This window comes from Metabacillus sp. KUDC1714 (genome assembly GCF_014217835.1).
Classification (GTDB): Bacteria; Bacillota; Bacilli; order Bacillales; family Bacillaceae; genus Metabacillus; species Metabacillus rhizosphaerae.
In genome coordinates, this window is record NZ_CP055263.1 from 3,727,676 (window position 1) to 3,740,088 (window position 12,413).

Annotated in this window: 11 protein-coding genes and 1 other annotated feature; of the genes, 8 read left to right on the forward strand and 3 right to left on the reverse strand. The window is 35.1% G+C overall.

All coding sequences use genetic code 11. The features are described 5' to 3' along the window. Positions 1-82: 82 nt before the first annotated feature. Positions 83-1,246 (reverse strand): iron-containing alcohol dehydrogenase, encoded by a 1,164-nt coding sequence (locus HUW50_RS17150; protein ID WP_066325633.1) that lies wholly within the window; start codon positions 1,244-1,246, stop codon positions 83-85. Between the two features lie 248 nt (positions 1,247-1,494). Here HUW50_RS17150 and HUW50_RS17155 point away from each other — a divergent pair, with 248 nt between their 5' ends. Continuing rightward, the gene (locus tag HUW50_RS17155) at positions 1,495-2,706 is read left to right on the forward strand and encodes a CapA family protein (RefSeq protein WP_066325635.1); all 1,212 of its coding nucleotides are present in this window, start codon (positions 1,495-1,497) and stop codon (positions 2,704-2,706) included. A 73-nt stretch (positions 2,707-2,779) separates the two neighbouring features. Here the strand turns inward: HUW50_RS17155 and HUW50_RS17160 are convergent, their stop codons facing one another. Both HUW50_RS17160 and liaG read right to left on the reverse strand, forming a co-directional pair. After that, positions 2,780-3,523, reverse strand: a complete 744-nt coding sequence (locus tag HUW50_RS17160; protein ID WP_066325636.1) for a PRC-barrel domain-containing protein — start codon at positions 3,521-3,523, stop codon at positions 2,780-2,782. Positions 3,524-3,909: 386 nt separating this feature from the next. Next, positions 3,910-4,764, reverse strand: a complete 855-nt coding sequence (gene liaG, locus HUW50_RS17165; protein ID WP_066325638.1) for a LiaG family protein — start codon at positions 4,762-4,764, stop codon at positions 3,910-3,912. 291 nt (positions 4,765-5,055) lie between these two features. Between liaG and HUW50_RS17170 the strand changes: the two genes are divergently transcribed. The 7 genes from HUW50_RS17170 (at position 5,056) to HUW50_RS17200 (ending at position 12,152) form a co-directional block, all read left to right on the forward strand. Next, entirely contained in the window at positions 5,056-5,574 is a 519-nt protein-coding gene (locus tag HUW50_RS17170; RefSeq protein ID WP_066325640.1) for a TetR/AcrR family transcriptional regulator, read from the forward strand. Between the two features lie 90 nt (positions 5,575-5,664). Then, positions 5,665-6,570 carry a hypothetical protein gene (locus HUW50_RS17175; protein WP_232328957.1) on the forward strand — a complete coding sequence of 302 codons (906 nt, stop codon included), beginning with the start codon at positions 5,665-5,667 and terminating at the stop codon, positions 6,568-6,570. Between the two features lie 17 nt (positions 6,571-6,587). Then, a complete protein-coding gene (locus HUW50_RS17180) occupies positions 6,588-7,019 on the forward strand; it encodes an ABA4-like family protein (RefSeq protein ID WP_066325651.1) in 432 nt (143 codons plus the stop codon). A 664-nt stretch (positions 7,020-7,683) separates the two neighbouring features. Further along, positions 7,684-8,943, forward strand: coding sequence for a group II intron reverse transcriptase/maturase (gene ltrA, locus HUW50_RS17185; protein ID WP_185653069.1), 1,260 nt, complete (start codon positions 7,684-7,686; stop codon positions 8,941-8,943). Positions 8,944-9,203: 260 nt separating this feature from the next. Then, a complete protein-coding gene (locus tag HUW50_RS17190; RefSeq protein WP_066331580.1) occupies positions 9,204-10,613 on the forward strand; it encodes a glycoside hydrolase family 1 protein in 1,410 nt (469 codons plus the stop codon). Positions 10,614-10,699: 86 nt separating this feature from the next. Beyond that, on the forward strand, positions 10,700-11,407 hold the full coding sequence (locus HUW50_RS17195; RefSeq protein ID WP_066331577.1) for a GntR family transcriptional regulator: 708 nt from the start codon (positions 10,700-10,702) through the stop codon (positions 11,405-11,407). A gap of 259 nt (positions 11,408-11,666) precedes the next feature. Beyond that, positions 11,667-12,152: a MarR family transcriptional regulator gene (locus HUW50_RS17200; protein WP_066331571.1), complete on the forward strand. Its 486-nt coding sequence runs from the start codon at positions 11,667-11,669 to the stop codon at positions 12,150-12,152. 18 nt (positions 12,153-12,170) lie between these two features. Next, positions 12,171-12,387: a binding site (T-box leader), on the forward strand. The last annotated feature ends 26 nt before the right edge of the window (positions 12,388-12,413 follow it).

The window sequence follows — 12,413 nt, forward strand, 5'->3', positions numbered from 1 at the left end:
TTCCTAAATAAATACATTAAATAATGAGCCCTTTGAAATCAATGAAAAAACCTCGATACTAATGTAAACGAGGTTTTTTCCGTTACTTTGCTAAATGATAAATGTTTAATACATCTTCTTCATTTAACTTAACAAAGTTCCCTAAAGGTCTATTCTCAGTTCCCTTCTTTGCCATTTCTTCAAAGTGATCTGAGTCAATATTAACTTCCTTCAATGTGATCGGCATACCGATTGAGCTGAAAAATTGTTCTGTTTTCTTGATTCCTGCTAGGGCAGTTTTTTCAAGGTTATTTAAATCAATTTCAATATCCCATACTCGGTTAGCGAATTGGACAAAGCGATTGATGTCATGTTTATAAACGTATTTCATCCATGCTGGGAAGATAATGGCTAATCCGGCTCCGTGTGCAATGTCATAAATACCGCTTAGCTCGTGTTCAATATCATGACTAGCCCAATCACCGATTCTCCCTACTCCTAATGAATCATTATGAGCGATTGTTCCCGACCACATAATTTCAGCTCTTGCAGCATAATTCGTTGGTTCTTCAATAACAATATGTGCATTATTTATGATTGTTTTTAGTGTCGCCTCACATAAACGGTCAGTTACTTCAACATTCTTTTCATTTGTAAAATATCTTTCTAAAATATGGGCCATCATATCTGTAATCCCACATGCTGTTTGATAGGAAGGTAATGTATATGTAAGCTCTGGATTCAAGATCGCAAACTGTGGTCTCATCGTAATATGTCCTGTTGATCGTTTATACCAGCCATCTTCATTTGTTATCACTGTTCCAGAACTTGATTCACTTCCTGCTGCAGGAATTGTTAAGACAACTCCAATCGGCAAACAAGCTTCTATCGTGCTTTTTCCTTCAAAGAAATCCCATACATCGCCATCATAGTGAGCACCAGCAGCAATCGCTTTTGCAGAATCAATTACACTTCCTCCTCCAACAGCAAGGATAAAGTCGATGTCATTTTCCTTACAAATTGCGACACCTTCTCGTACAAGACTAACTCTAGGATTTGGTTTAACGCCACCTAATTCAAAAATCTCAATATTTTGTTCTCGTAAAGAGGAAACAACTTTGTCATAGAGTCCACTATTTTTAATACTGCCTCCGCCATAATGCAAAAGTAGCTTTTTACTATAAGAAACCGACTCTTGTCCAACTAATTGTTCTTTATCTTTACCAAAAATAAGTTTCGTACTATTATGAAAAACAAAATCTTGCATGTTTTTCCCTCCCATACTAGTTATACAATTTTATATATTACGTTTTATAGCATATAAAAACAAGCGCTTTCATGTCGAATCTAAAAAAATAAGTACCAGCTGAAAATTTTCACTAGTCTCTGTACAATTCAATCTATGATACACAACTTTTGTATCATAATTTTCACAAATAATGTAACAAACACAGTACTTTTTTCGTTATAAAAGTATTAAACTATTTATGATCTATAAATAAGGGGATTGGAAAAATGCATAATGAAAACAACTTGAATAGAACTAGAGTTAAAAGAAAACACAGGAGATTGAAAAAGTCTGTTAGGCACTTTATCCTTTTTAGTTTTTTGATCATCATTGGAGTTTTCATTTTTAACCTATTTAAGGTTGAAGAAGTTTCTACTGATCTGACTAAAACGAAGCAGGAACAGAGCTTAAAAGATAGTGAAAAGCAAAAGCAGGAACAAAGCACAAATGAGAATAAAAAGCAGGAAACCGTAACAGAAACCACGATTAAAATAAGTGCTGCTGGGGATTTTACACTAGGAACCGATGAACGTTTTGAGTATACAGATTCATTTGTCGATGAAGCTAAAACAAATGGACTTCCCTACTTTGTTGAGGGGTTGGGGACGACCTTCTTAGAAGATGACCTAACAACTGTAAATTTAGAAACGACTTTAACAACTGCTACGGAGAAGGCAGATAAGACATTCACTTTTAAAGGAGATCCTTCTTATACACAAATTTTAGAACTTGGTGGCATAGAAGCTGTAAATCTAGCAAACAATCATATCTTTGATTACTTAGATAAAGGTTTTGATGATACGATATCAGCACTAAAGTTGCATGAAATCGGATATTTTGGATATGACCATCATTTTATAAAAACGATTAAAGGGGTGAAAATAGGTGCGTTAGGATATGAGGGATGGGGGGATAACCCTGAAATACGCAATACTGTTGAGCAGGATATTAAGGCATTACGCGAAAATGATGTAGAGATTATTTTGGTTCATTATCACTGGGGAGATGAAAAACAGTACGTCCCAAATGAAGAACAAAAATCATTGGCTAGGTATACGATAGACAGTGGGGCAGATCTTATCCTTGGACATCATCCACACGTTGTACAAGGAATCGAAGAATATAAAGGGAAATTTATCGTCTATAGTCTCGGCAACTTTATGTTTGGCGGAAATCGAAATCCAAGTGATAAGGATACCTTTGTATTTCAACAAATCTTTCATTTAAAAAATGGGGATCTCACAAACAAAAAAGAAATCAACATCATACCTTTCTCAATTTCATCAGTTTCCAATCGGAATGATTATCAACCAACCGTTTTAAGTGGATCTGAATCTGATCGTGTATTACAGAAAATCATTGATGTTTCCAATCAAATAAACGGGGTTGATTGGCTTGTATATGAAAGTGATGTTAATGAAGTTAATATAGGACAATAGAAAGTACTGAGAAATCCTCTATTACATTCCGATTTGGAGTGCAATAGGGGATTTCTTAGTTTAAGTACCATAATTATTCATTAAGATCCAAAGAAATTTCAATTAAGACTTTAGCCCCTTCGTCGTGTAAAACTTTAATATCCTCACATGATAATATAGTACCCTTTTCAAACAGCAACTCACCTGACTTGCTAAAGATATCCTTTTTGATTGAATTTCCTTTTAATAATTCAATTAACTTGGCTTTTAAAGCTGCTTTTCTATCTGTGTTGTTCTGACTTACTGCTCCAGTTTGTATAGGAGTAGCTTGCTGCAGATTCATCATCTGTTCTGAAATTTGGTTGTTGATTTCTTGTAAGGAATCATTTATGATTACATGTTCTTTCCCTAAAGAGATAACATTTTCAATCGGAAAATACGTTTCTTTGTTACCAGACAATATGAGTAGATTTTCTAATTGACCAGTTCCCTCATTGAAATAATAGTCAGAAACCTCACCTGAGAGAAATCCTTTTCTTGTCAGCACTTGTGAACCAATAATATGAATCTTTTTATTTAATAATTGATTCACAATAGGAATCTCATCTAAGTCGATAACTGAATTGTCATGTTCTACCATCACAGCAGTTTCTCCAATTCCAACAATCTTTTTAAAAGGAACCGCTTTTACACCAACTTGCCAATCTTCCTGTTCCACCGTTAAAAAATCTACAGAAAAATTATCAGGATTGATAATCAACCCTTTGATTTTTCCGATTTTTTTAACCCCGGAAATACTAATAATGGGTAGATCTAATAATTCATTGCTTTTTTTCATTTCCCCGCACTCCTGTTCCATAAATATGATTATCCTATATCACAAGGAAGTTTATTTGAAATGCTGTGGTTAAAACATTTATTTATAAAGCAGGTATATTTCACTTGCATTTATATACAAAAACTGTATTAAATTAAGTAGACCAATACCCTAATTCACATTTATATACTTATATGTTTTTTAAGTATAGTTGTGACTGAAAAAAAGAGTTTTAAAGAGACTTTTAATGAATGAAGCCTAGATTGAGTTGTGAAATGAAATGTAGATGTTTAGCGAGGATTGAGTATCTAAGCTAACTATTCTACTCGATAACAATGGGAAATTCAGCTATTTTCCAAAAAAAGAAAAACAGCATATTTTCTATATGCTGTTTAAGTGTAGGGGTATTATTTTACCTCAATTTTTCCACTATTTACATCTAAATCTAGATCATGCTGACCTGAACCATGCTTTCCTTCAATCCTATCTTTTTCTTCTTTAGAATCTATAAGTGAAAAATCAGTTGAGATTGCTCCACTACCTATTTTTCCGTTTAACGTAAAATCAGCGTTGGATGGTAAATCAAGTGTTGCAAAACCAGAATTTAGTTTAACTTTAACAGAGTCCGATAATTTGTTCATTTTTAGAGTGAGTTGACCAGATGTAACCTGTGCCTCCACTTCTCCGGAATAATCCTTTACATCCAATTTTCCCGAGCTCATGTTAAAGGAACCTTTCTTTGTAGTGAAGGATTCAATTCCCACATAGCCTGAAGAGCCATCTTGTTCGAAGTATTCTGTATTAATATTGCTTAATTGCACATGGCCTGAGCTCATATTTAATGTAAGGTTTTTTAAATGCATAGGCTCATTTTTTGATTCTCCAGAAAAGGAAAGTTTCCCTGAACCACTATCAATCACCATATCACGATCATAATCTTCTGGAATGTAAATTGTTAAGTTCTTTTTATTAAAAAATGAAAGGAAATTGAACTGATTTTTTGATTCAAACTTGACCTTAATTGCATCACCATTTTCCTGCACTGTCACTTTTCCCTTTCCTTTGTATTCAGCTTTTACGTTGTTTCTTTTTTCAGGAATTATTGTTGTACTCACACTTGATACATCAATTTCAATCAAATCAATTTTTTCTGTTACTTCTATTTGATTATTGCTCTGCCCGAATGATAACCAGGAGGTGTTTGTGACAATGAGTAATAAGAGACCGACAACAAAAAATAGTAATACAAAAAGTTTTTTCAATGAGATACCTTCTTTCTAACACTATATTTTCAATTGGATTTGCTAAAGAATATCGATAAGTTAATATTAAATAATTAAGGAAATACTTACAATGAACTAAGGTTTTATTTGCATCTAAGGCTTGAGGCGTATTGTAGAAAATTGAGAACGATCGCCGAGGCAGACGATAGCGAAATACAAAAAATAAGCTAAATCATATTCCTTAAATATTAAAAAGTAATCTTGACAAAAATTTCAATTTTTAATAAGATTTATTTATTGATCAATAAATAGATAAAAGGATTGATTCTAGTGGCTGTCCGTGAAGATAAGAAGGAACAAATAATTGATAATGCAGTAGGGGTATTTGCTGAAAAGGGATACTACAAAGCAACAACTGCAATGGTGGCAAAGGCTTCTGGAGTAACACAGCCATATGTGTTTCACTTTTTTGCAAACAAGGAAGAATTATTCAAAGCTGTTATTGATCGTGCCTTTAGTCGAATATATGACACATTTGCCGAAGTCAATGGACCAGCTGATCAATTAATCGAAACGATGGGGCGTGCATTTACGCAAATTATCAAAACTCATCGTGATGAAGTTTTGATGGTCATGCAAGCTCATACTATTTCAGATGTCGGCATTCGTGACCATGTACGAAAGTTGTTTCTTACCATTTTTGAATCATTAACCATGAAATTTGAAAGAGCGGGAATTAATCAAGCAAAAGAAACAGCAGCACATTTTATTGGCACGGGATTGCTGATTACTGTTGCAGAGGTCTTAAATTTACCACAATTATGCAATGGAAAAAATGAGGTAGAGTGAAAAAGAAGGAGTAATTAATCTTTCTTTTTTTGTAACATTATTTATTGACTGATAAATAAATAAAACCCAAATTGAAAGAAGGGAAAAATCTTGGCGAATTCTATGAGATCTGGCCGACATGATACGTATGAACCTGTAATTAAGCTATTTGAAGGAGAAAAGTGGCTTGTCGTTACGAGTAGTATTGGTTTTATACTTGCTGCAGGGATTGGAATTTATCTTTTTTTTCAAGATCCAATTATTTTACCTGAAGGTAATGTAAAGGATGCCTTTTCATTTAATGCAGCAATCGGTGTCTTTGTACTATCAATTGCAGCGATTTTACCTTTTGCGCAGTTTAGAGATCGAAGTCGAAAGATGATGCGGTGGCTCTTTATCATAACAGCTTTATATGCCTATACAGTCGAGACGATTCAAAATTTCCGCGGGCTAAATCCACGATTTTCTCGTGATGGATCTGTTTTTGATATAATCGCTGGAATCCTATTTGGCGTTGATTCACTAGTGCTAGTGACACTTGCCTTGTTGCTTACGATTCAGTTTTTTCGACTTAATGCTCCTGTTGAGCGCCCATTGCTTATCTTAGGGATTCGCTATGCCTTACTTTCTGTTTTCATAGCAAATCTTGGGGGTGTATGGATGATTTTGCTTCAAGATCGATTTACAGGTGATGCAGGAAATTTAATTGTATTACATGGAATTGGCTTTCATGCTTTACAAACATTGATTGTGCCTGGATGGTTTTTGGAACGAGCCCAAATAAATGAAAAGTTAAAAAAATCACTCATTCACTATGGTAGTATTGCTTGGATGCTATCAATTATTGTCATAGGTATTCAAACTGGATTAGGCAACACTGTTTTTGAATTTTCAACATTTCCAATCCTTGCGATCATTTTGTTATTTATTTGGCTAGGGACGACGATTTTTGCAGGTTGGCTGTTTCTTAAAAGGGTGAGGAAATCAACTTTCTTAAAACAAGATAGATCTCTTTAGGGAAAGGAGAAGAGTAAATGTTTGAGCTATTGTTTTCACTCGCGAGTATTGGGATAGTGGTTTGGTTGCTGATGATCGTTCTTCCTACATGGAGAGTGACACGTTTTATTGCAGATCTAAAAATATTTCCAATCTATTTATCAATCCTATATATTGTCGGAATTATCACAGTTATTTTTATGAATGGCATCGGTTTTATGCAGTATTTTAGCTCTGCAACTGGAGTTATTCAATTACTGTCAGAACCTAATTTTGCCTTATTGGTATGGATCCATCTTCTTTGCTTCGATCTATTCGTAGGACATTTTATTTATCAAGAAAATTTGGAGTACAGATTTATCCCATTACCACTCCAATCAATAATATTATTTTTGACACTTATGTTTGGGCCTTTGGGATTGTTGACCTATGTTGTGTTAAGAAAGGCAAGAAATCGTGAAGGAAGTTAGGGTTAATTGCTTTACTATTATTTATTAATTCATATTCAAAAGGTAAGTAAGGGTTATTTTCATTTTTATCTAAAAGGACGTGATCCAGTAGGATTAACGTCTTTTTTAAGTGCGCCCAGCATGGGTGCAGTCTATAGGGTGAAAGTCCCGAACTGTGAAGGCAGAAGTAGCAGTATCTTAACGCAAGGGTGTCTGTGGTGACGCAGAATCTGAAGGAAGCGAGCGGCAAACCTCCGGTCTGAGGAACACGAACTTCATATAAGGCTAGATACCATTGGATGAGTTTGCTTAACAAAACAAAGTCCTTTCTGCCGAAGGTGGTATAGAGTAAATGAAGCAGATAGATGGAGTGAAAGACTGTACTCTTACCTGGGGAGGTCTGACTGATAAGCCAAGCACTCTTGGTAACCTATCTAGTGATAGATAGCTGAACAGTCAGAAGTCAGCAGAGGTCATAGTACCTTTCAAACTCGAGAATGAAAGGGAAGGACTGAACAAGTTAGGAAGGATGAGAACTAGGCGTTCATAAGTAGTGTAGAAGCAGACAATCTCTTACGAGACTTACTTGAAGGAAGAAGTGGTGAATACACAGGGGACTTCAAGAGGGTGGAGCTACTAATGGCACAAATAGAACATCTCATTCACGTAGAGAGGATATATCTTAATGTTAATGGAACGAATTCTATCACGAGAAAACTTACTGAACGCTCTTAAACGAGTGGAACGTAACGGAGGCAGTCACGGTGTAGACAAGATGTCGACCCAATACCTGCGTTCGTATATTGTCGAGCACTGGGACGAATTGAGAAAGTCTCTCCAACAGGGAACCTATGAACCTCAACCCGTTCGTCGTGTCGAAATCCCGAAACCAAACGGCGGAGTTAGATTACTAGGAATCCCTACCGTGATAGACCGTTTCATTCAACAAGCGATTACTCAAACATTAACCCCAATTTATGACCCAACATTTTCTGAAAACAGTTATGGGTTTCGTCCACAAAGGCGAGGGCATGACGCTGTACGGAAAGCGAAAAGATACATCGAAGATGGTTATAGGTGGGTAGTCGACATAGACTTAGAGAAATTCTTCGATAAAGTGAACCATGACAAACTCATGGGGCTACTGTCAAAGCGTATTGACGATAAAGTTCTACTAAATCTTGTTCGAAAATATCTCAATGTCGGGATTATGATGGGTGGCGTGGTCTCACAAAATACAGAGGGAACTCCACAAGGAGGTCCGCTAAGTCCACTACTTTCAAATATCATTCTAGATTTGTTAGATAAAGAATTAGAGAATAGAGGGCATAAATTCGTGAGGTATGCGGATGATTGTAATATTTACGTGAAATCTAAGAAAGCTGGCTTACGAACAATGGCGGGTGTAACGTCTTTCATTGAAAAGAAGCTTAGTTTAAAGGTAAATCGTGAGAAATCAGCCGTAGATCGACCATGGAACCGAAAATTCTTAGGCTTTAGTTTTACTAACAGAAAAGAGCCGAAAATACGTATATCCAAACAAAGTATCAAGAGATTTAAACAGAAGGTTAGGGAAATAACGTCAAGAAAATCACCGATACCAATGGATGTAAGAATAAAGAAATTAAATCAGTATTTAGTGGGTTGGTGTGGGTATTACGCATTGGCAGATACTCCAAGTATCTTTAAAGGTTTGGAAAGTTGGATTCGAAGAAGACTGAGATTGTGTTACTGGAAACAGTGGAAACTTCCTAAAACAAGGATAAGGAAACTTATAGGACTAGGAATTGATAAACACAAAGCATATGAATGGGGAAATAGCAGAAAGGGCTACTGGCGAATAACCAGTAGTCCAATCCTTCACCGTGCCCTCAATAACTCTTTCTGGAGAAAAGAGGGTCTCAAAAGTCTATCTGAACGATACGAAACTTTACGTCACACTTAATTTGAACCGCCGTATACCGAACGGTACGTACGGTGGTGTGAGAGGTCGGGGGTTAGTCACCCCCTCCTACTCGATTTCCACTCGGTTTTAATTAGTCAGATTATAGCAAATACTATTTTTGTTCTTCTATTTAACTATTTTAAGAAGTTTATGTAGTCAAATATTGAAAAAAAGTATATAATCACTTTAAATATTTGTACCAATAAATATAATATATAGTAATGAATAAAATTGGTTGGATTAAAAACGGAGGGTATAAAATGAAGTTTCCACATGATTTTTTATTCGGAGCGGCCTCTGCTTCTTATCAAATAGAAGGTGCATGGAATGAAGATGGTAAAGGATTAACAAATTGGGATGTCTTTTCAAAGATTCCAGGTAAAACGTATAAGGGAACAAACGGAGATGTAGCCATAGATCATTATCATCGATACAAAGAAGATATTAAATTAATGGCAGAGATGGGTCTTGAATCATACCGATTTTCCATTTCATGGGCACGTATTTTGCCAACAGGAGACGGAGAAGTCAATGATAAAGGTTTGGAATTTTATAATAATGTAATTAATGAATGTTTAAAGTACGGTATTGTTCCATTTGTCACACTATATCATTGGGATTTGCCTATTACGCTTGAAGAAGATGGGGGATGGACGAATAAGCGAACAGCTGAAGCCTTTATTAAGTATGCTGAAGTTTGTTTTCGAGCATTCGGGGATCGTGTCAAACATTGGATTACGTTTAATGAAACGGTTATGTTTTGTGGGTTAGGCTATTTAAAAGGAGCACATCCGCCTGGTATTCAAAATGATGAGAATAAATATTTTCAAGCGACACATTACGTGTTTTATGCACATGCAAAAGCTGTAGAGGTATATAAGGAAATGAATCATTACGGCGAGATTGGTATTACACATGTTTTCTTACCAGCTTTCAGTGTAGATGATCGTCATGAGAATGTAGTAGCTGCTCGACATGCCAATGAATATGAAACCCTTTGGTATTATGACCCAATTTTAAAGGGAGAATATCCTTCATATGTGGTCGAGCAATTAAAGGAGAAAGGTTGGACGCCAAGTTGGACGGAAGAAGAACTTGCTACCTTAAAAAGAAATGCAGGAAAAAATGATTTTATAGGACTTAATTATTACCAACCGATTCGAGTAGAAAAAAATAACGAGACTGTTTCATCCATGGAACATTCAAGGGAAACGTCTACTCTAGCGCCAGGCAATCCTTCTTTTGATGGTTTTTATCGGACCGTAAAAATGGAAGATAAAACATATACTAAATGGGGATGGGAAATCTCACCCCAAGGATTTATAGATGGACTGCATATGTTAAAAGAGCGATATGGTGATATTAAAATGTATGTAACAGAAAATGGACTTGGTGATGAGGATCCGATTATTGATGGAGAAATAGTAGATGTTCCTCGGATTAAATATATTGAGGAACATTTAAAAGTGATTAAACGTGCAATCAAAGAAGGCATTCATTTAAAAGGGTATTACGCATGGTCTGTCATTGATCTATTAAGCTGGTTAAACGGATATAAAAAGCAATACGGATTTATCTATGTGGATCAACAAAACAATTTAAACCGCAAGAAAAAGCTGTCTTTTCATTGGTATAAGCATATTATAGAGACGCGAGGAGAAGAGCTCTAAGAAAAATGAAAACCTCTTGATTTTAATCAAGAGGTTTTGTGTATAATAGAGGCAGTAAATAATTGAACGAATAATAGGGAGATTATATGGCTGTAAAATATAAAGAAATAGCTGATTGTTTAGAACGGGATATTAGGGATGGGAAATTCGATACAGCAAAAAAGCTGCCAACAGAAGAAGAACTGATAAATAATTTTAAAGTGAGCCGAAATACGATCCGAAAAGCAATTAATCAGCTAGTCAATCTCGGGCTTATCTATCAGGTACAAGGTAGTGGAATGTTTTTACGGGAAAAATCCATAACAGATTATATAAATTTAGGCAGTCTTAGAGGATTAACAAAAGATTTAACATCTAAAATAATAGAGACAAAAATTCTGGAATTACATGTGGTAGAAGCAGAGGAAGTAATAGCAAAACAATTGCGTTGTGAAGTGGGGGCAAATCTTTATTATATTAAGCGGCTGAGAATTGTTGATAAAGAACCCTTTTCAATTGAAATAAGTTACTTTAAAAAAGACATTGTGCCATATTTAAATGAAGATATTGCATCGAGTTCTATTTATAGGTACCTTATTGAGGATTTAAAATTAAACATAGGATTTGCTGATAAAGTAATCAATTGCGAAAAAATTGGTGAAGCAAATGCGGAATTATTGCATGTTAAACCATTAGATCCAGCATTGATTATTGAAAATACAGTATGCTTAACCAACGGAACCATCTTTGAATTATCTAAATCAGTATTTCACTATGAAAAAGCAAAAATCTTAAATCGGATTAATTTTAAATAAAATAAGAAATCGGTTAAGACTTCTGTTCTTAATCGTTTTTTTATGATGACTTCAGTTCTGCTTGGTTTATCACGGGAAAACCATGCTAACTATCTATCAGGTAATAGAAAAAAATAAGCTTTTCATAAAGAAGTGGTAACATTTGACTTAATACCTTTATTGCATTCTTTTCTTATTTTTGATAATATCGTTTCATAGCTAACGATTATGAAAATTCAAAGAGGTGATTCAAATACATTCATTTAATGATGCTGGAGAAATGCTTCCTGAAGAAATAGATACAATCAATCAGTTAACTAAAACCCCTATAGAATCGCTAAATCTAGATGCAATTGCAGTTGTTACAAATCTTTATCGCGTCGCACAAGGATTAAGAAACAAAATGGAACAGGAAGTCTTATCTGAATATGGATTATCATGGACGGCATTTTCAATTGTTTATGATTTGTGGATATGGGAATCAATCGAGACAAAAAAATTAGCCGTGTCAGCAGGGGTCTCAAAAGCCACGGTTAGTAATATAACGAAAACACTTGAACGAAAAGAGCTATGTTACAGAAAAAGCGATAACAGAGATAGACGAATTACCTACGTCGTTTTAACAGATAAGGGAAGGCAAGTGATGGAGACTCTTTATCCAAGATTCCATAAAGGAGAAGTAGAGATTGTTTCTGGTTTGTCAGTAGATGAACAAAAAAGTATGACAAAATTACTTAGAAAAGTAATTCGGGAAAATCATTTTTGAAGATCAACAATAATATATTGAAAAGCTATGATGGGAAACCCAGTAGTAGTTATCTCCCTGTTAACAAAGAGTCGATGGATGGTGCAAATCGATACAAAGATAACACGAATTACATTCCTTGAGTTTTCTTTGTGAAACAAGTAGCAAAGAACGGACGAGCCGTTAATCGTTGAGTGGAGGGATTATGTTATCAATTAGGGTGGTACCGCGTGAACAAGAAGACCACGTCCCTTTTATTATTGGGGATGTGGTTTTTTATAT